The 20,984-nt window shown below is 43.3% G+C and carries 19 protein-coding genes; 17 read left to right on the forward strand and 2 right to left on the reverse strand.

What is annotated here, in order from left to right:
• The first annotated feature begins 425 nt into the window (after positions 1 to 425).
• The 4 genes from LQ567_RS16540 to LQ567_RS16555 all read left to right on the forward strand — a co-directional run bounded on the left by LQ567_RS16540 (position 426) and on the right by LQ567_RS16555 (position 8,962).
• Positions 426 to 1,739: a TlpA family protein disulfide reductase gene (locus LQ567_RS16540; RefSeq protein ID WP_231006107.1), complete on the forward strand. Its 1,314-nt coding sequence runs from the start codon at positions 426 to 428 to the stop codon at positions 1,737 to 1,739.
• Positions 1,736 to 4,936, forward strand: coding sequence for a SusC/RagA family TonB-linked outer membrane protein (locus LQ567_RS16545; protein WP_231006160.1), 3,201 nt, complete (start codon positions 1,736 to 1,738; stop codon positions 4,934 to 4,936). Before LQ567_RS16540 ends, LQ567_RS16545 begins: the two co-directional genes overlap by 4 nt.
• A gap of 17 nt (positions 4,937 to 4,953) precedes the next feature.
• Positions 4,954 to 6,321, forward strand: coding sequence for a RagB/SusD family nutrient uptake outer membrane protein (locus LQ567_RS16550; protein ID WP_231006170.1), 1,368 nt, complete (start codon positions 4,954 to 4,956; stop codon positions 6,319 to 6,321).
• Positions 6,322 to 6,781: 460 nt separating this feature from the next.
• Complete coding sequence (locus LQ567_RS16555) at positions 6,782 to 8,962, forward strand: M60 family metallopeptidase (RefSeq protein ID WP_231006184.1); 2,181 nt, start codon at positions 6,782 to 6,784, stop codon at positions 8,960 to 8,962.
• A gap of 125 nt (positions 8,963 to 9,087) precedes the next feature.
• Here LQ567_RS16555 and LQ567_RS16560 read toward each other — a convergent pair whose 3' ends face one another.
• Positions 9,088 to 9,459, reverse strand: a complete 372-nt coding sequence (locus tag LQ567_RS16560; protein ID WP_231006186.1) for a DUF6520 family protein — start codon at positions 9,457 to 9,459, stop codon at positions 9,088 to 9,090.
• Positions 9,460 to 9,791: 332 nt separating this feature from the next.
• Positions 9,792 to 10,778, reverse strand: coding sequence for a helix-turn-helix domain-containing protein (locus LQ567_RS16565; protein WP_231006188.1), 987 nt, complete (start codon positions 10,776 to 10,778; stop codon positions 9,792 to 9,794).
• Positions 10,779 to 11,061: 283 nt separating this feature from the next.
• Here LQ567_RS16565 and LQ567_RS16570 point away from each other — a divergent pair, with 283 nt between their 5' ends.
• The 13 genes from LQ567_RS16570 to LQ567_RS16630 all read left to right on the forward strand — a co-directional run bounded on the left by LQ567_RS16570 (position 11,062) and on the right by LQ567_RS16630 (position 20,981).
• Complete coding sequence (locus LQ567_RS16570; protein ID WP_231006190.1) at positions 11,062 to 11,550, forward strand: helix-turn-helix domain-containing protein; 489 nt, start codon at positions 11,062 to 11,064, stop codon at positions 11,548 to 11,550.
• Between the two features lie 83 nt (positions 11,551 to 11,633).
• Entirely contained in the window at positions 11,634 to 12,209 is a 576-nt protein-coding gene (locus LQ567_RS16575) for a GNAT family N-acetyltransferase (protein ID WP_231006192.1), read from the forward strand.
• A gap of 14 nt (positions 12,210 to 12,223) precedes the next feature.
• Complete coding sequence (locus LQ567_RS16580; RefSeq protein WP_231006194.1) at positions 12,224 to 13,201, forward strand: helix-turn-helix transcriptional regulator; 978 nt, start codon at positions 12,224 to 12,226, stop codon at positions 13,199 to 13,201.
• 132 nt (positions 13,202 to 13,333) lie between these two features.
• A complete protein-coding gene (locus tag LQ567_RS16585; protein WP_231006196.1) occupies positions 13,334 to 14,164 on the forward strand; it encodes an RteC domain-containing protein in 831 nt (276 codons plus the stop codon).
• A 105-nt stretch (positions 14,165 to 14,269) separates the two neighbouring features.
• The gene (locus LQ567_RS16590; protein WP_231006198.1) at positions 14,270 to 14,785 is read left to right on the forward strand and encodes a hypothetical protein; all 516 of its coding nucleotides are present in this window, start codon (positions 14,270 to 14,272) and stop codon (positions 14,783 to 14,785) included.
• Positions 14,786 to 14,874: 89 nt separating this feature from the next.
• A complete protein-coding gene (locus LQ567_RS16595) occupies positions 14,875 to 15,219 on the forward strand; it encodes a DUF4134 domain-containing protein (protein ID WP_262909618.1) in 345 nt (114 codons plus the stop codon).
• Positions 15,220 to 15,229: 10 nt separating this feature from the next.
• On the forward strand, positions 15,230 to 15,562 hold the full coding sequence (locus LQ567_RS16600) for a DUF4133 domain-containing protein (protein WP_231006200.1): 333 nt from the start codon (positions 15,230 to 15,232) through the stop codon (positions 15,560 to 15,562).
• The gene (locus LQ567_RS16605) at positions 15,559 to 18,090 is read left to right on the forward strand and encodes a TraG family conjugative transposon ATPase (RefSeq protein WP_231006201.1); all 2,532 of its coding nucleotides are present in this window, start codon (positions 15,559 to 15,561) and stop codon (positions 18,088 to 18,090) included. Before LQ567_RS16600 ends, LQ567_RS16605 begins: the two co-directional genes overlap by 4 nt.
• A 14-nt stretch (positions 18,091 to 18,104) precedes the next feature.
• Entirely contained in the window at positions 18,105 to 18,476 is a 372-nt protein-coding gene (locus tag LQ567_RS16610; protein ID WP_231006203.1) for a hypothetical protein, read from the forward strand.
• A gap of 17 nt (positions 18,477 to 18,493) precedes the next feature.
• Entirely contained in the window at positions 18,494 to 19,180 is a 687-nt protein-coding gene (locus tag LQ567_RS16615) for a conjugal transfer protein TraI (protein WP_231006205.1), read from the forward strand.
• A gap of 20 nt (positions 19,181 to 19,200) precedes the next feature.
• Positions 19,201 to 19,653 carry a hypothetical protein gene (locus LQ567_RS16620; RefSeq protein ID WP_231006207.1) on the forward strand — a complete coding sequence of 151 codons (453 nt, stop codon included), beginning with the start codon at positions 19,201 to 19,203 and terminating at the stop codon, positions 19,651 to 19,653.
• A gap of 80 nt (positions 19,654 to 19,733) precedes the next feature.
• Entirely contained in the window at positions 19,734 to 20,312 is a 579-nt protein-coding gene (locus LQ567_RS16625) for a hypothetical protein (RefSeq protein WP_231006209.1), read from the forward strand.
• Positions 20,313 to 20,324: 12 nt separating this feature from the next.
• On the forward strand, positions 20,325 to 20,981 hold the full coding sequence (locus tag LQ567_RS16630; protein ID WP_231006210.1) for a TerB family tellurite resistance protein: 657 nt from the start codon (positions 20,325 to 20,327) through the stop codon (positions 20,979 to 20,981).
• Positions 20,982 to 20,984: the final 3 nt, after the last annotated feature.

Below are 20,984 nucleotides of genomic sequence, written 5' to 3' on the forward strand. Positions count from 1 at the left end.
ATGGCGGGTAGGTGCGGCCCCTTTATATTGAAGTTTGGCAAACTGCTCCTATCTTGAAACGAGACTTGCATTTTTAAAAAATGTAGGTTCGGTTGCCAAGGAAACAATCCATATGGTCCCCATCATACCGCGTATTACATAATGCGTTTGAGCAAGCTTGTTCCTTAGACTTTACAAGGGCCGACTCCTGCTACTTAGGAAGCAAGGCCCCGGCACGTTTTAATTCCAGATACTCAAGTTTCCCAAGAAAACCAACATAAGAATCTGCCGGACAGGCAGGCTGCTTTTTCTCATGGAGCGGCTTTGCCCGCTCTGGCGTCCCCTGTGGCCATTATTATTGGAAAATACTGTATACCGCTAACCACTTCCTACCAGAATGGCCAAAGTTTTCCAACAAGATTGCTTAATTCCTAAAATGTTTCCCCATGATAAAATATTTGCTGGCGTATGCCCTGGCAGGGGCATGCCTATACGCGCAGGCCCAGGATAATATAAAACCGCTAACCATTGGAGATACGGTGCCGGATATCACATTTACCAATATAATTAACCACCCTACCCAAGCAGCCCGGCTTTCTGATTTTGGGGGGAGGCCGGTGGTTTTAGATTTTTTTGCTACCTGGTGCAGCAGCTGTATTGCAGCCTTACCTCACCTGGATAACCTTCAGCAACAGTTTAGTAATAAAATACAGCTATTTGTGGTTACCTATGAGCCTAAAGAAAACCTGCACCAGTTTTTTAAAAATGTGCCCCTGGCGCAAAAGCTCCGCCTGCCCTTTATTTACGGGGATACTGTTTTAAAACAACTTTTCCCCCATAAATCCATACCGCACGAAGTGATTATCAGCCAAAACAAAGTGGCTGCCATCACTTTTCCTGAATACATTACCGGTACAACCTTCCAACGCTTATTACAGGACCAGGCAATCAACCCACGGTTAAAGCAAGACCTGGACCGCTATACACCTCGCGGATCTTTATATGATATAGCAACCCGCCAGTTTTGGGAGCGGCTTATAAGTAGTAGCACGTTTACAGGTTTTATAGAAGGCATTGGCTCAAAATCCGGCGTTTTCTACAACCCTGACAGTACTACTAAAAAAATATATAAGATAAACCTTCCGCTGATTTCATTTTATACCCAGGCGTACAACCTGCCCGCGGAAAAAGCCAACAGGGTATTGCTGGAGGTGGCAGACCCCTCCCCCTTTTTTCGTACCAAAGCAGGCATTCATGAATGGTTATTAAAAGGCGGTTTTTGCTATGAGGCTACTGTGCCGAAAACTATGGCAGATAGTGTCATTTATCAAAACATGCTCCATACTATAAATAAAAGCCTTGGGTACCGTTCCTACTTGCAAACCAGGCAGCTAAAATGCTACGTACTAAGGCTTGTTACAGGCGCCGCAGTAAAAACAAGTACAGGCGGGGCGCCTGTTGCAAACCTTTTGGGCAACGCCAACACAAAAACCCTGCGTAATCAACCTATACAAGCGCTGGTTGATGCAATGAACAACCAAACACCCGCAGACCCGTTGTGCCCCATAGTACTGGATGAAACAGGTATCCACACCCCTATCGATCTCGATCTTAAAGTGGCAGATGTACAGGACCTCTCCGCCATGTCCAGGGCGTTAAAACCATACGGACTGGAACTGGCAGAAGTAGTACGCCCGGTAGAGGTTTTGGTTATTCAGGATTATCACACTGATTCTTTCATCTTAAAAGCACGCCCATGAAAACAATTTTTATCTTCATTATCGGTTTGTTTGTATCCCTATTTGCTTCAGCACAGCAAAAGCTATCAACGATTATTTATGGTAAAGTAACAGATAGTAGCAGCAACGCCCCCATCAGCGGTGCTACCATCAGGGTACTGAGTACCGGGGTAACGCTATTAACAAAAGCAGATGGCAGTTTTACTACCACGTTGCAGGGACCGGACACCCTAGTGCTAACCCATACCGGCTATAAGCAAGCCTCATTCTTTGTACCCGCTCGCCCGTCCGGTGCCCTGACGCTGCGGCTGGCTCCTAAAGACAAAACCATGGAGGAGGTTATTGTATCTACCGGCTATCAATCCCTGCCCAAAGACCGGGCTACGGGTTCATTTGTTGCTGTTACAAATAAAAGGTACAACGAGCAGGTGCGGGTAAATGTATTGGATGGACTGGAGCATATTGCCAACGGTGTTACCATGCTTCCCAAAACTGTGGGAGGTGGCCTCGGGCTTAATATACGGGGGGTGAGCTCCTTTACCTATGCCCTTTCCCGGCCGCTAGTCATCCTTGACAACTTTCCTTACGACGGAGATCTCCAAAACATTAACCCCAATGATGTAGAAAACATCACCATTTTGAAAGATGCCGCTGCGGCTTCTATTTGGGGAGCAAAGGCTGGCAACGGGGTAATTGTAATAACTACCAAAAAAAGCCGCTATAACCAACCGGTGCAAATAAGCCTGGTAGCAAATACAACAGTAACGGAAAAGCCCGATCTTTTTTATTTAAGGCAAATACCTGCTGGCGATTATATAAATCTGGAGCGGGCCTTATTTGATTCAGGATATTACAATAACTATATCCCCTATCCAGAGTATTATCCCTTAAGCCCGGTTATTACATTATTGAACCAGCAGAAAAACGGCCACATGAGCGCAGCCGAAGCAGATCAGAAAATAAACCGGTTACGAAACATTGACAATCGCAACGACTGGCTAAAATACATTTACCAACGCGGCAATAATACACAATACAACCTGAACCTGAAGGGAGGAGCCCCGAATATTGCCTGGCTGCTGGGCGCTGGCTATAATAAAAATACCACCACGCTAGGAGCACAAACGGATCGTATTAACCTGCGCTGGGAGCAAACCTACGCGCCTGTTAAAAAGTTACAACTGACCACTTCCGTGTTTTTTACAAAGACCCATACTAGCTCTGGACGGCCGGAATATGGCAGTATTAGCACCAGCAGCGGTAGGCTGCCACCCTATGTGGCCTTGGCAGATGAACGCGGCGCGCCGCTGCCCGTTTACACCAATTACAGGAGTGACTTTATAGATACGGCTTATAGCCGCTACCTGCTCAACTGGAACTATTACCCACTTACGGACTATAGGAATGATTACAGCGTCTCCAATGGTTCTGATATCAATGCAACCATTGGTGGTAGCTATAAAATAACCTCGTGGCTGGCTATGGATATTAAATACCGGTACCAGGCACAGCAGATAGAAACCCGCAACCTTCACGAGCTGGAGAGCTATTACACCCGCAACCTGGTCAACAGTTTCTCCCAGGTTAACCGCCAAACAGGGGCTGTTACACGTATTGTTCCTGCCGGCGATATACTGGACTGGACTCAAAATAAACTCACCGCTCAAAATTTTCGGTCGCAACTTTCCGTCAATAAAAACTGGATCCGGCATTCGCTGAATGCCGTTCTCGGTTTTGAAGGCAGCAAAACTCTTGGCAGCGGCAACAGCTACCGCAGCTATGGTTACAACCCCGAGGTGCTTACAGCTGGCAGTGTAGACTATGCCTACACTTATCCTAACCTGCTAACAGGCGCTAATGCTTTTATTCCCAACCCGGCCTCTCTAAAAAAGACCGACCTGCGTTTTGTATCATTTTATGCCACTGCTGCCTATTCCTACAAAGCCCGGTATATCCTGTCGGCAAGTGCCCGGCGGGATGCCTCCAATATATTCGGGTTGGAAACAAATGATAAATGGAAACCCCTGTGGTCTGCTGGTGCCGGCTGGGAGCTATCCAAAGAAAAGGTTTATAAAATACCTACGCTCCCGTATTTACGATTAAGAACCACCTACGGTTACCAGGGCAACCTGGACCCTTCGATGGTGGCCGTTACCACGCTAAAGTATCTGGATGCTTCGCGGTACTTGGGAACACCTTATGCCCGTATTGACAAATTTGCAAACCCGCAGCTAAAATGGGAGCAGGTGGGTATGTGGAACACCGGGCTGGATTTTCGCCTAAAAGGAAACCGGATCTCCGGCAGCATCGAATATTTTACCAAAAGCATGAAGGACCTATACACCCTGGTACCAATTGATCGTACAACGGGGTTGGGAACGGCCAGCATTGTAAAAAACGGGGGTAAACTAAAAGGCCATGGGCTCGATGTTGAAATAAATTCCGTAAACCTGAAAGGCCGGCTCCAATGGGAAAGTAACTTTATTCTTAATTATTATAAAGATAAAGTGAAAGGTGGGGTTGATGACGCCAATGCTATATATGCCTCCTGGTTAACCCAAGGCGGCACGGTGGCAGGCTACCCCTTTACCGCAATTTTTGCATATAAATGGGGTGGACTGGATCCTACTGACGGCAGTCCCATGGGCTATTTGGCAGGAGTAAAAACCAAGGACTACAATGCCCTAACCGGTAACGGCACCCAGTTTAAAGACCTGGTATATATGGGTACGGCTTTTCCTACCATTTACGGATCGCTGGGCAATAGTCTGCAATTTGCAAACCTGTCGCTGGACTTTAGGATTTCCTACAAACTGGGGTATTATTATCGCCGTCATTCTGTGAACTATACAACACTCTTTCAGGTGGGTGATGGCCATGCCGACTACACCATGCGGTGGCAAAAGCCCGGTGATGAAGCCAGCACCATTGTTCCTTCAATTATATACCCCTCCAACCAGGCTCGGGACCAGTTTTACTCCGGCTCCGAGGTACTCGTTATAAAAGGCGACCATATCCGGTTTCAATATGTAAACCTGGGCTACCGGTTTAAAAACCTCCTGCTTAAAAAGCGGGCGAATAGCTTGCAATTATACTTCACTGCCAGTAACCTGGGAGTTCTTTGGCGAGCGAATAAGGAGGGCATTGATCCCGAATACGGAGATATGGCGGTTCCCGCCGCCCAAACATTTTCTGCCGGCATCAAGGCTGATTTTTAACAATAAACAATTTAGTTATGAAAAAGAATTTAAAATATCTTGGGCTGCTAAGCCTGCTATTGGCTCTTATATCTTGCCAAAAGTTCCTGGATGCAAAACCAGACCAGTCATTGGTAATACCCTCGTCTTTACAGGATTTCCAGGCCTTGCTGGATGATTACATTCGCGTAAACCAAAACGATGCCAGCGCTGGACTGCGAAGCTCAGATGATTATTATTTAACCTATGAAAGCTGGCAGGCAATTGCCGCCCCGGAAGACCGGAATATGTATATATGGGGAAAGGATAACCTGTTTGATAAAAACAATAATAATGACTGGTCGTACACATTTGATAATATACAGCGCGCCAATATTATACTGGAAGGGATGAACAAGACCGAACAACCGGAAGTAAACGCAGCTGACTGGAATGACGTAAAGGGGCAGGCCCATTTTCAAAGAGCTCGCAATTTTTTACAGGCAGCCTTTATTTGGACGCAGGCATATGACCCAGCCACAGCATCAACGGACCTGGGTCTGCCCTTGCGACTGACCCCTGACTTTAATACACCATCTGTGAGAAGTAGCGTTGAGCAGACCTATCAGCAGATAATCGCCGATTTTAAAAAGGCTGCGCAGTTGCTGCCGGTATCCGCTGTACATAAACTACGCCCAGGCAAGGCCGCAGCATTTGCATTCCTGGCTCGAACCTACTTGTCGATGAGAAAATACGACCAGGCAGTACTGTATGCTGATTCGTCTTTGCAGCTAAACGATACGTTGCTCGACTATAACAAAGTCAAAGCGAGTGCTTCCTTTCCGTTTGCTCCCCGCTTCAGCAACCCGGAAGACCTGTTTAACGCTAACATGACCTTGCCCGAATCGCTGTCACCAGCTAAGGCTAAAATAGATACTGTATTATTGGGCATGTATACTGATAATGATTTACGCAGAGGCGTATTTTTTGGTAAAAATGCCGACTCCGGCTACCGGTTTAAAGGAAGCTATATCGGTGCACAAAGCCTCTATAGCGGTATTGCAACTGATGAGGTTTATCTAATAAAAAGCGAGTGCCTGGTAAGAACGGGACTTGTGCAAGAGGGAATATCCATTTTAAACCAACTTCTTCTTAGAAGATGGAAGACGGGTACTTACCTGCCTTATACCACTACCGATCCTACCGAAGCGCTCGCCCTTGTGCTAAAAGAGCGACGTAAAGAGCTTTTAATGCGGGGGCTTCGATGGATGGACATAAAGCGGTTTAATAAAGAAAGTACCGGCATTCAGTTAACGCGCACGCTCGGTACAAGCAGCTATAGTCTTTTACCAAACGACCTGCGATGCGCATTACCCATACCGGAAGATGTGATCGCAATAACGGGAATGCCGCAAAACCCACGGTAACAGATATTTACCACGCTGATTCACTAACAATGATTGAATCCTCAATTATTTGACCGGGCAACCACCCAGGCAATTTATTTAAAATCAAACATTTACAAGGAATGCATCTCGCGGTCCCTTAAATTTGCCAGTAATTTATCAGCGCATATTTAGCAGTGAAGCAAAGAGCTGTTAAGACTATGAAGATTGCTAATTTTTCTACTATTTAACATCCCTTTTTAAGCGCTTTTTAAATCGATTAAATAGAAATGGTATTTACGGGAATAATTCTGGGGGAATTTTTCAGGGAATTATCTATGTATTAGATTTTCGTTTAGTAAATTGATGAATGGGAAAGACGATTATCTTACTTTATAGGATATGCACTTTTGTAATCTATTTTATTTGCACAATAGTATCTTCTTTTTGCCAGACAAAATCAGACCGGGATTGGCTGTTAAAAGATGTAAAAGAACTCCCATTGCCACCGGATACCAACCAGGTGCTGGCAACTTATCCATTGAGCTATGATTCGCAGGTTATTGCTTACCATAACGTGGATCCTTCAAAAGAAATATATGTACCCGGAATTATAACGGGGCGTTATGGAAAAGGCAGGGTCTTAGTCGTGGGCGGCAATGCGTACCTAGAACCGCCGCTCATTCAGGATCCGGATATTATCCGGTTCTGGAAAAACGTTTTTGACTGGTCCGGGGCATCCGGAGCCAAGGCAGGATTTGAGGAGCCTGGATTTGAACGGTTGGTTACAATCGCCCATACAATGAACATTTCTGCAGGTAGCCTGGATCTGCAGCGCCTGTCAGATAACAAAGTCATTTTTGTTACCAATGAGCCGGCCGATCATTCATCTGTGCAAAAGCTGGATGCATTTGTACGGGATGGAGGAACCCTGGTATATGTATCCTCACTTTTCGAGTATAATAAAAAGTCAGATGATTACATATTTGCAACAAAAATGGATAGCCTCCTGCTTAAGGCGGGGTTGTACCATTTGGCAAATCCGATCCATTCAGGATCAACGGATGATACGCTGCGCATTGCGGCGGTCCCAAAGTACCTGATCGTGGATAGCATCCTTTCGAATCTGGCAAACTACAGGTACTACGATCTGTTTTATCACAAAGGTGCAGAGGTTGTGCCGTTGACAATTTTAAAATTGATCTTTTTCATGGCTCCCAGAGATGCTAAAGCATACCAGGACCTTTGCAAACTGATAGAAGACCCCGTTAATAAGTATTCCGATACCGCTTCGCTGAAAAAACCATTGGTAACCGCTTATTGGCCGGATCTTTTTAAATACCTGAACCGGGTAAACAGGGATTATCGGGCTTATGAAAAGGACTCCACCTACAAAGCAACAACCAACGGAGAATTTCCGGGAACAGTGCCGGATAATGCCCTGCGGATAACCAGGAAGCTGCGGATAAAATTCTCTAATAAATGGAGTGGGTTGCCGGAACCGGACAGCTCATTCAGGCGATTGTACAGTACCGGGCTGTATGTAGCGCCGGGTGATATGGTAACGGTTACCCTATCCGATATAAAAGACACCTCCCGGCGGCTAATGGCACAGATTGGCATACATGATGACAATGTATCGGATGCAAATGAATATTACAGGAATCCGTTTAACCTGGTAAGGACGTTTAATCTGGATAAGAAAGCACTAGTGATCCATTCTCTATACGGAGGGCTCCTTTATTTCGGCATCCCCGTTACAGATAAAGGAAGCGTGCTTAATGTTGCGGTAACCGGTGCTGTGGAAGCGCCCTTTTTTCAGCTGGGGAAAACCACAGACAAACAATGGCTGCAAAAACTGCGGCAAAACCCGGCTCCCTGGGCGGAGCTGGCAACCGGTAAAATTATTTTAACCGTTCCTTCGGATAGCATTCGCAAACTTGAGCATCCGCAAAAGTTAATGCAGTTCTGGGATGAAGTAATGGACGCCAATGCAGACCTGGCCTTTATTTCGAAAGATCGCCCGCACCCGGAGCGGATCATTATTGATAATAATGTAAAATGGGGCGCAATGTATACCGTACCGTCAAAGATTGTTGCGCCCAACGACCGTAGTTTAACCAGGATACTGAATGTGCAGCAATTGCGTGACTCCGGAAGCTGGGGACATTTTCATGAACTGGGACACCGGCACCAGTTCGATGGTCTTGATTTTGATGATCTGGGTGAGGTGACCGTTAATTTGTATACATTGTATGTATATCAAACAATTTTGGGGAAGGACCTTTATCACGCAAGGGATGGATCCCCACGGGATAGCATCCTAAAAGCGATCAAAGCATACATTGCGGCACCCGATTATGAAACCTGGAAAAGGGATCCATTTTTACAACTCTTTACACTCTATTATCCGATCATTGACGCTTTTGGCTGGGAGGCGATCAGGAAATTAAACCGGCCGTTACGGAAGCTTTACAATGAACAATATGGCGGCCGAAGCCTGACACCACTTTACAAAAAAACGGATGATGAGCGCCGGGATCAGTATTTTGTATTGCTTTCAAAAGCCATTGGAAAAAATCTAAGCGAATATTTTGAAAGGTTAAAAATACCCGTCTCCGATTATTCGAAACACCAAGTTACTGGTTTGCCGATCTGGATCCCCGATATTTTCAAAAGATAAAATAAAGCTATTCAGTTCTCTTGCCGAATTTTATTATGCTTTCTACCATAACCATTTGCTGAAAAACCTTTAGTATAAAAAAACAGAGACCTCATTTAAAAGGTCTCTGTTTCGAATAATTATTTCTATCGTGCGGTTTTTGTCCCCTCCAGGTTATTGTTCACATATGCGGTAGCTCCGGAAGGAGATGATGGAGACTGGTTTGCAAGATACGTTGCAAATTGCTGCTCTATCGGACCTGAACCGGAGAGTTGGCTATCATCCACACTCACCAGGCAGGTGATCGACCCATCATCACAATCCGCCTCACTAATGTCGGAAATTTCCCAACTTGAGGAAGCCTCATATTGCGTTTCAGACACCGTATTGGGTTTATAGTGAAAATACAAAGTTGAAGACTTTTTTACGGGTTGATCACGCCTTACATTTTTGGCGAACACTCCTGCCGCAACTAATAAGATTGCTACTAAAGGCAGGAGCCACTTAAATTTTGTCATATAATATTATTAATAAAATTGTTTAAAAAGAAAAAACAGATAAGCCTTTGTTACTGCGCAGTAAGTAGAAGGTTATTCGCAACGGGCATTTATTTTTATGCCGGGTGCGGGGTTAGAGGATAGGGCCTACTATATCCTACAGGTATTCGGCAACTCCTGTTATAAATTCAATTGTTTCATTGAAAAATCTTTATTTTAATATTGGATATTTCTATCACAAAGATGCATTTTCGAAGAGGGCAGAAAAATAGTCCAAACGGAAAATTTTGAGGCAAAAAGGCACCGTTTTATGTGTTTTAGGTCATGTTTACAGTTTTGAAAGTAATAAGCGGTTAAACAACCACTATTTTTTGTGCTGATTTTGGTGGGGCTTTGTAAAACCGGGTAAATAATCTACTAAACACATACGGATCAGAATAACTCAATCGCCTGGCCACTTCTGCAATTGACAACTTTTCTACTACAAGAAGATAAAGCGCAAAATGCATTCTTAAGGTTTTGAGCGATACCATTAGGTTTTTAGTGTACGACTTTTTCCAATAGTTAAGCAAGGATCTGTTTTCAATAAAAAAATCCTTTTTTAGCTTTTTTATAATTTCCCGAATGGGCAGTTCGATATGGTTTGCGATAAATGCATTTAACCTTGCATTGAGCCCCGCTTCATTTGCGGCCAAAATAGGATCATGTAACTGTTCGTAATAATGATAAGTAAGATCATTTACTATGGTATTTATTATAAAGGGGATCCTGGTTTTTTTATCCGTAAGATCTTTTAACCGGTTTAGCAGCTCAGTTACTTTACTGTCAAATGGCAACCGTCCCGCGAGTTCTCCAGATTCGTGGCAACCCTGATGACGCTTAATTAACTTTCCAATTCCATCATCATGTTCTGCAAGAGAGTCAATAAGGCCTCCCGGATTTATATACAAATAATGATAAGTGCCGGGAGCAAATAGTACTTGATGCTCGCCTTCTGGTATATACTGCAAGGTGTAAGTGCTTTGGAAAAGAGGAAGACATCCATGTCCCTTTAAATAACCAAAGCTACTCCCCTCAAGCGTATATTGTAATGCGGTAATTGCAGAATGGCACCGTACCTTTATTAATGTGTAGTCAGAGACTTGTATAGTTAAAAAGACAAGGAGCGCTCCATTGTTTTCACATGCTTGTTGAAATATATAATTTTTTACCCGTAACTCCCACTCGACTAAATAGTAAATAGCCCCAGGTAGTACAATCTGCTGTCCTCCCGGAATATTAGCACTCTTTTGAACGCTTTCCTTTCCTGCCGTGGGCACTATAAACTCAAGCGGTATCATCGTAGTAATATTGCAGGTTGGCCAATATTGAAATCATCATTATGGTTAACATACCGGAACGCTTATTTTGATCTCAAACCAAATGTATTCTTTCACCAAGGAAAAAAGTTTTGATTTTGGGATTCTTTTTTGTGTCCTGACACCAGACTGCTCTGGATTCTTTCTGTAACAATAGAAAAATTTCCTATACAGCTTTATCGTTTGCAACGATCATTTATACGTTCACCATGTGAATATTGACTTTCACATAATATTCTTTAGCGCACTGGTGTTATTTAATAACTTGAAAAAGATTGGCAAATCACTCTGCGCGTTAAAAACCGCAGTAACCCTCTTAAAGAAAGTGAATAATGATATATCCAAAAGAAAACAACAAACCTCCGCCGGTCATATTTTTGAGGAAGGTGATGGCGCAACAAAATCAACCAGCGGGATTAGGTTAACGACTTTCGAAATTTTGTTGGTGCATCAGGCAAAAGAAATACTGGAAAAATATATAGATGACAAGCCTCCTTCACTAAAGGAATTATCGCGCATGGTTGGTATTAACGAGTTGAAACTAAAAACCGGCTTTCGGGCAATTTGCAATACCAGCATTTATAAATGGATCAGTACCCAAAAAATGGTAAAAGCAAAAGATCTTGTTTTGAATACAAACATGCCCATAAAGGAAATATCAATGCTCTCCGGATATTCTATGGTTTGTAACTTTATAACAGCATTTAAAAAGCAACACGGGTGCAGCCCTGGTAAGCTTCGGAAAGAACTGTAAAAAGTCAGTGTACCTTATCAACCGGAAGGCGTTTATTAAATGCCTGGTGAAGATTGAATTTATTGCCCACAAAAGTATGTCATATGCGTGAAGCGCGAATTGAAGATAAGGAGACAATTATAGATATCCTATCCGAAGCTTTTGATGCCAATCAAAGTGTGAATTATATTATTCCACAGGATAAGAGCCGGATGCACCGGATCAGGAGGTTAATGTCTTATTCATACAACATTTGCAAACTATTTGGGGAGGTTTTTGTGACCGAAGATGGCAAAGGCTGCGCCTTAGTATTATTTCCTGATCAGAAGAGATTTTCCCTGAAAGGAACACTATCGGACGTTCAGCTCGCCCTTGGCGTAATAGGAATTAAAAACGTTTATAAAGCCATGAAAAGGGAGGCCGTGATAAAGAAGCACCAACCTGATTCAAAGCTATACTATATATGGTTCATTGGGGTTACGCCTGCAGCTCAGGGCATAGGAATAGGTAGCCAGCTTCTGAGCGAATTAATACAAAGAGCTACCAGTTTGAAAAGAACCATTTGTCTGGAGACCTCTACTTTGAAAAATATTCCCTGGTATGAAAAGCAGGGGTTCAAAATTTATAAAGAAATTGATTTTGGGTATTCATTATACTGTATGAAGTACGAGTACCATTAAAGACATGCATTAAAATGCTCATTCCTGGTACAGAGATGCACTTGATCACATTCGGGTTCATTTGTATTGAACTAGTGATGCTCTCTTACCTGTGTCTTTACAGGCTAGCCCGAAAAGATGACAAAACCGTTACCCTTGATTTATGGTTATGTTTTTTCCTGATTATTTATAATATTTCCGGAGGGTTGCTGCCTGACCCGAAATTACCTGGCAGTTTTTTTGTACAGGAATGTATTGCTTATGCCACCGGGTTTATTACCCCCTGCTATTTTCCGTATTATGTGCTGAAATGCTTCAATTTGAAGAAAATGAGATTTCACGCATATGCCGGGGTATTCATCTTTTTGGTTAGCTCTTATGTAACTTTTGTAATAACCCTTAGCATTTCGGGCAACTTAGACGCTGCTAATAATGTGCTTATAGTTCCGATTCTGTACTCCATTTGGGTTCTGGTATCCGTATATAAGGCTGTTCGATACAAGTACCGAGAAGCATTTTCAACCCGGGATGCAAAAGAAGAATTGATTGTATTAATGCTTTGTTTGTCTCCGTGGCTCTGCCTGCCCGTAATTACCTACTTTAATCATGGCCAACCCGTTGAAGCCATAACAACCAATACTGGGTTTCTGCTGCTTTTGGCACTTCACATCAAACAAACCATTAACAGGCTTCGCATTGAATACGACCGGTTGGTAGTATCTGAGTCCAAATTGAAGGAGTGGAATATTGTTCTTCAGCAAGAGGTTGAAAAGCGTACCAGGGAAATTGAGCGGTTAAACAGGGAAGAAAAATTCAGGCTTAATTGTGCCCAGTATCAGCTGACGAATAGAGAAAAAGAAATTGCCTTCCTTGTATTTATTGGTGAATCTTATAAAAATGTGGCCGATAAACTATTTATTGCCGAACGGACAGTCGCTAAGCACGTTCAGAATATATTCTATAAAATTCGGGTATCCAATCGTGTTGAGCTCTGCCAAAAGCTTACTCAGTAAATACGCATTTAATGACCTCTAAATAAAATAGTCAATTTTACGTAGATAAATAGTGGTTTTTGCGTAGTGTGGAGGGCCTGGTCTTTGGTGCTATAAATGCCGTAAGCATATTGTTCACCTAAACCAATGGATATGACTACAGAAACCCTCCAACTCCTGGAAGAGATGAACAACAAATTGTCCAACCTTTCAGGTCTTATTGAAGATGATTTATTTAGTATTCAGCAAGCGATACTTATTACATCCGAAGCGATTGCCCAGCTAAAGGCGCTATTTACAAACTCCAAGTTTGAATCTGTTGCAGCAGAAATCCGGTTCTTCAAAAAGCTAAAGCCCCAATTTGACGGCAGGCTTATCTTTTACCTGATGCAATTACGGATGCATACAAGATCCGCTTCAGATCGAACCGCTATTTACGCCAAGGAATTAGACCGGGCTGAATTATTTTACCAAAAACATTATTCCTTCTGGCAATACTTCAAGATGGGACTTTCCGATCTTGATGAATATTATTTTATAAGAAAGAACACCGATGAGCCAATTTTCCTTGACGAACATCAAATACACTACGACAGCCAAACGAATGCACCAATGAGTGGAATCGTGGCCAGGTTTTACGCGTATGATTTTTTAAAGAAGCACTCTACCAAGTTGACCGAAGCTCATTTTTCGGGCAGCTCCAATAAGCAAGACAAATCACTTTCGTTATCATGGACCTCCGCAAAATCAGAATTGATAGAACTCATTTATGCCCTTCATGAATACCGGGCTTTTAATAATGGGCAGCCCGATATAAAAAAGATAGCGGAATACTTCTCGGCTATATTCAATATCCGGTTTAGTAACATTTATAAGACTTACGAAGATATCAGGCTACGTAAAAAGAACAACACTCCATTTTTGGATGCGCTGAAGGCAGGCCTTGAACGACGTATAGACCGCGACAACGAAAATGCGATGTAGGAAATAATCTTTTACTATATACCAGTATCTCACCCTTATCGCTTGTTCGGATAATCAAATTTGCAACCAGTAGGTACAAAATTTTATTCACGAAATTTTTTAAAAATGCTGGAACAAATAAGCTGGAACCAATTTCTCATCGCCATAGGCGGGGCCGCCGCTGCATACTATGCCATATTGATCGTTAGCGGTAAAATTAAATTCAAAAAAACAAAAGTTCACCGGGAACCAACCGTTTTCGAGTTTTCTCCGGAAAGAAAAGCCTCTCCACCAAGCAATCCTCCATCCGAGGCACCTGTTTCCCCGAAAGGCCGCTCGGAAATGACCGGACCTGATGATTCAAAAGATTCGGGAGACACTGAATTCGCCATGCTGGAGCAGCTGGCAGATGAACTACAGGTGATCATTGTGCAAGTTGGGTCGACCCAGGGGAACAGGGAGCTGCTGCTTGAAAACATGACTAAGATAATTGCCGGGTATCCATCACTGAATAAACCGGCGTTCATACGTGCCATCAATAACCTGATGATGAAGGTTGTTAGCGAGGAATGCTCCTTTACAATTACGGAAGAAGAAGCTGCTTTATGTTGGCCGCAGCTACCCTATGTAGACCAAAAATAAAAGGAAACGGCGGCGTAATGCGGCAGGATATGCTTTTCATGAAACCGCCCTTCCTTTTTCATTAAACGCAATAACCAAATAAAAAATACATGAAAAATATTCTTGCATTCTATCGCGCCCCCAAATGGGTTAACTCCTTTTTAAAATTTCAGTTCCTGGCCGTTATCTCTATGCTAACAGCTCCGGAAACTTCCGCTCAAAGCGGTGCGGGCGGCATCAGCGCCGCTGCCAGCGAAGTAAAAAGCTATTTCAGTGTAGGCACCACACTCATGTACGCTATTGGCGCAATCGTCGGGCTGGTGGGTGCCGTCAAAGTATATAATAAATGGAATTCGGGCGACAATGACACAGGAAAAGTAGCCGCTTCCTGGTTTGGCAGCTGCATTTTTCTTGTGGTAGTGGCAACGGTACTGAAAGGATTTTTTGGGGTATAAAACTGAGACTATGGCAAGTGTGTATGAAATAAACAAAGGCATTAATCGTCCGATAGAGTTCAAAGGTTTCCGGGCGCAATATGTTACCTACCTGGCTATCGGGCTGGTTACGCTACTGTTGCTTTTTGCAATCGGGTATATTATTGGTATTTCATCCTACATATTAGTTGCGGTCATTGGCGGAGGAGGCTTTGCAATGGTGAGCTGGATTTACAAGCTGAGTCATAAATACGGAGAACATGGACTAATGAAAGCCTCCGCCTACCGCAATATTCCTACCGCCATCGTATGCCGGAGCCGTAAACCCCTACTCTCCCTTAAACAAAAAGGAGGTGGAAAATGATTGTTTTTATCCTTTTTGCACTCGTGATCTTTTCGGCGCTGTTACTGCAATTGCGAAATCCGGCTAATAATACAAAAGATCTTGAAAAGATACTACCCATCTATAATATTGAACAAGACTGCCTTGTTTCAAAAAATGGTGACATCACCATTGTTTATGAACTTAGCCTGCCGGAGGTCTTCACACTGTCCGCGGAAGACTACGAGCAACTGCATCATATATGGTTGAGAGCAGTCAAGCTCCTGCCGGCAGGTACTATTGTACACAAACAGGATTGGTACACTGTGGACGCCTATAAGGCTGACGCATCAGGCAACCAATCCTTTCTGAAAATAAATAGTGAATCGTATTTTAATGAGCGGAGCTTTTTAAATCATCATAGTTACCTGATGATCACCCTAAAAGCAGACGGCCGGCGGCCCGCCAATTCGGTATTCTCCAACCTGCTTCGCCCAACACTGGTTCCATCCGTTGCCCTTAGGCCACAGGTTCTTCATGATTTTTTAGATAAGACAAGCCAGGTTACGAAGCTTTTATCTGACGGCAGCCATATTAGATGCCGGCAGCTGCAAGAAGATGAACTGGCAGGCGATGAGAAGACAGCCGGGCTCATAGAACGCTACTGCTTCCTGCTTTCCCAGGGCGAAGATCCCGTAAGAAGGGATATTATATTTAAACCGGAATGGCAGATCGGTGAAAAGCGGGTACAGCTCTATAGCCTTGCAGACCCGGAAGATCTGCCGGCAATATGCGGCAGCCGTATTACCTATGACAAATACTCAACCGATGTCAGTAAATTTTCCGTTGGTTTTGCAGCTTCAGCGGGTTTATTGCTGCGCACCAATCATATCTATAACCAGTTCCTTGTTATACAGGATACGCCCAAAACCCTGAGAAGAATGGAAACCCGGCGCAGGAGGCTTCAGTCGCTATCCGCTTACTCCAGGGAAAATGCCATTTCCTGCGATGCCACCAATGCGTTTTTAAACGAAGCTATCAGTCAGCAGCGTCAACCGGTAAAAGCACATTTTAATATTATTACCTGGACCGATGACCCGGCCCAGGTAAAGGACCTGAGAAATAAGACGTCCTCAGCCATTGCACAAATGGATGCTTCTCCACGCCAGGAGATCATGGGCGCTGCTCAAATTTACTGGGGTTCACTGCCTGGCAACGCGGCTGATTTGCCCGTAAATGAAACCTTTGACACTTTTGCAGAACAAGCCACTTGTTTCCTTACCCAGGAGACCAATTACCGCACCGTAAAACCGGATCAGGGAATCCGCTTTTGCGACCGGTTCGGACGACCGGTATATGAAGACCTCTTTGATCTGCCACGGACCGAATATGGCTGGACCAGTAATATGGGGATGCTCTGTTGTGGTACCTCCGGAGGCGGTAAATCGATGACGCTGAATCATATCCTCCGCTCACTCTACGATCAGGGCGCCCATTGTGTTATTATCGATATCGGTGGCAGCTATAAAGGGTTGTGTCAATTAGTAAAAGGCTACTACTTCACTTATACAGAAAAAGACCCGATTAAATTTAATCCCTTCTGGCTTCCGGAAGGCACTGGTTTAGACACGGAGAAAAAGGAAAGTCTAAAATCGTTATTGATCGCGCTCTGGAAACAGGAAAATGATCCATATAACCGGTCGGAATACGTAGCATTATCCAACGCATTGCAAGGCTATTACCAGTTGCTTGAAAATGATCCGTCCATTTTCCCTTGTTTCAATAGTTTTTATGATTACCTGCAATCTACGTTCTCTGTCATCCTGAAAGAACACAAGGTTAAAGACAAGGATTTTGACCTGGATAATTTTTTATATGTGCTACGCCCGTATTATGATGGTGGTGAATTTGACTATTTGCTGAATGCCAAAGAAAATCTTGATCTACTGGCGCAGTCTTTTATTGTTATTGAACTGGATAATATTAAAGACCATCCCATTTTATTTCCGGTGGTCACGTTGATTGTGATGGAGCTTTTTGTTTCCAAAATGCGCAAACTCGGGCGTGCGCGAAAAGTGCTGGTTATAGATGAGGCCTGGAAGGCAATTGCCAAAAGTGGTATGGCCGAATTTCTCAAATATGCCTTTAAAACGATCCGGAAATTCAACGGTATTCCTTGTGTTATTACCCAGGAGCTGGATGACCTGGTAAGCTCTCCCATTATTAAAGACGCCATCATCAACAATGCGGATATAAAGATCCTGATGGATATGCGCAAGTTCATGTACAAATTTGATAAACTTCAGGATGTACTGGGTCTGTCCGACAAGGCTAAAACCATTTTATTATCTGTAAACAAGGATGATCGCGAGATCTTTATCGATCTGGGTGGCCAGATGTCTAAAGTCTTCAAAAACGAGCTATGCCCTGAAGAATACTTTGCGTTTACAACGGACGGGAAAGAACGTGTGCAGGTAATGGACTATGCCGAACGATTCGGTGGTGATATGGAAACCGCCATCACTCAACTTCTCAAAGATTTGAAAGCACAAAAACATTTACTCAACTAATAAAATCTCCAGTTATGAAAACAGCATGCTTTTTCGTCATTATGTTGATCTTTTCCTGTACCCTGGTTACCCGGAACAAAAATGAGATCGCCGGCACCTACGCGCGTATAGCGGAAAATGAAATTTACATCCTGCATGACACCCTTATCCTTTCACCCGTAAGCAAACAGGCAAACCATGAATACCGGATCATCCAGCGATCCCAGACCAATTTTAAGAACCCGACTGAGCAGAAATTTAACAAGCGAGCCAAACATTTCATAAATGGCACGTATGATCCGCAAACGGGAATCATGAAGACCGATGACCCTGGCCGGCTATACTCTTTCGATCCAAAAGAAACTACGATCACCATCAATGAAATCATTTACCGGAAAATCAAATAAGTATCAAAAACAAACTTATGTACTTAAAAAAAATAATTCTCACCTCAACATTCACCCTTTTGTTGTTGGTTGGTAGCGCGCCGCTGCAACAGGCTAAGGCAATCGGAATATGGCAAATAATAAAGGAAGCGATCGTAAAAGTTATTAAGGCTATAGATCTTGCCGTGCAGCGTGTACAAAACCAGGTTATCCGCCTGCAACATATACAAAAGGAAGTTGAGAATGCAATGGCCAAACTCAAACTAAAAGAAATTGCTGAATGGGGTGAGAAACAACGAAAGCTGTTTCAAACCTATTACGATGAACTCTGGAAAGTGAAAAGAATCATCGCCTATTATAAACGGATCAAAAGCATTGTGGACAACCAGCTGCAGTTGATCCAGGAATATAAAAGAGCCTATGCGCTTGTCAGTAATGATAAAAACTTCAATCCGAAGGAGCTTATTTATATATATGATGTTTACACCGGCATCCTGGATGAGAGCGCAAAGAATATTGATGAATTAATGATCGTCGTTCAATCTTTCTCTACCCAAATGTCGGATGCGGCCCGGCTGGAGCTGATCGCAAAGATGGATGTGGCTGTCAGCAAGAACCTTTCGCATCTGCGACGGTTCACCAATCAAAATATTATGCTGAGTATTTCCCGTACAAAGGATCAGCAGGAAGCCCAAACCATCAGATCCTATTATGGACTTCAATGATTTCATAAAAATTAACCTATATGGAAAACGCCAATACCGAAATTTATTTTAAGCATCAGCGCCCCCTTGAATCCTTGCTTCGTACAAAAGGATACCTTGGCAGCTTTGAGCTTACAGCAAAAAACATCCAGTTTCATCACTTTGGCACTTTAAAGGAATGCCTGCACCAGGCGCTTTCCTACATGGAAGGCAAGAAAATCACCCGTACTGAGTTCTCTTTAAAAACGCATGCGGAATATATCGGTCCTGAGAATTATAAAGAATGCCAGTTCCAGGGAACCTTTGACCTGGAAAAAGGATTTGTTTTTACCCGGTTATTTATCGAATCAAAATTTCCGGATGAAACACAGCAGTTTCAACTCCGCAATAACCAGGAAGCCCCCGGGAAAAATGCCGTCATCGGAAGATTTAGAAAACCGAAGCCCTGGGGGCGGCAGATACGTGGAGATTTTAAATTCAGGCGCAGGCGATAAACAAAGCAACTATGAAAATACCGTATTACTTTTTTTTGCTTCTACTGTGCATGCAGCCCATTTCGGGACATTCTCAGCAAATGGGAGAATGGTTTAATCAGAAGAAAACCCAGATCAGGTACCTCGCCAAGCAAATTGCGGAACTGAAGATTTACCTCGGCTATGTGAAAAGAGGATATAATATTGTATCCGGTGGTCTAAACACGATTAAGGATATTAAAAACGGCGAATTTCAACTGCATGATCTTTATTACAAATCCCTGGGTCTGGTGAATCCACGTATCCGGAACGCGCCCAAGGCGAAAGGCATTGTCAATCATCAACTCTATATCCTCAAAGCAGCCGATGCGATCAACAAATTGCTGGAATCCGATCATACATTGCCTGCATCTCTTAAAACATACGCCGGTGAATCCGTATCACGCTTGCTGGAGGATGTAGAAAAAGTAAGAAAAAGCCTGGTAGAACTTACGACCGATAATGAAATGAAATTAACGGATGACGAGCGACTGAAGCGCCTGGATTTACTTTTTGACTACAGCAAAAACCAGTTTGTTTTTGCACAGAAATTTTCCTCAGAAGTCATTACGCTCATTCAATCAATACAACAGGAACAGCGGGATGAACAAATTCTCAAAAAACTGCATGGATTGCAGTAAAAATCTGCTCGTATGAAAAATTGCATAAAGAAAATAAGATCCTGGTTTTTGATTTTACTGCTAGCGCTGTGCATCAACAGCATCCCGGTTAAAGTGAACGCCCAGGAACACGAAATAGCCCAGCTTGTCCTGAACCTGGAAAAGCTAAACCAGTTACGTAAAATCCTGCAACAGCTTTACGATGGCTATAAAATCATCAGCGATGGTTATAATAAAGTAAAAGACATTACTTCAGGAAACTACAAAATTCATGAACTATTTCTCGACGGGCTCTACAAAGTTAGCCCCACTGTAAAAAAATACCACCGTATTGCAGATATCATTCGTAACCAGGCTGTAATAATAAAAGAAAGCAAGGCAGCACTGAGTAATTTTTCCTCCCAGGGTATTTTTACGAATGGACAGATAGATTATATAGGAAAAGTGTACGAACGGCTGCTGGAAGAAAGCCTGAGAAACCTGGATGAGCTTGCAATGATTATTACATCCGGGCAACTACGGATGAGTGATGATGAGCGCCTGAAAGGTATCGACCGGATCTACTTTGAAATGCAAAAGAAACTGCTTTTCCTGCGCAGCTTTAATAAGCGGCAAAAAATGCTAGCTGCAGAAAAGCTTAAGGACAAAATTGAAAATCAAACATTAAAGGAGCTGCATGACCTGAAATAACTA

The sequence above is a fragment of the Niabella pedocola genome (genome assembly GCF_021044425.1).
Classification (GTDB): Bacteria; Bacteroidota; Bacteroidia; order Chitinophagales; family Chitinophagaceae; genus Niabella; species Niabella pedocola.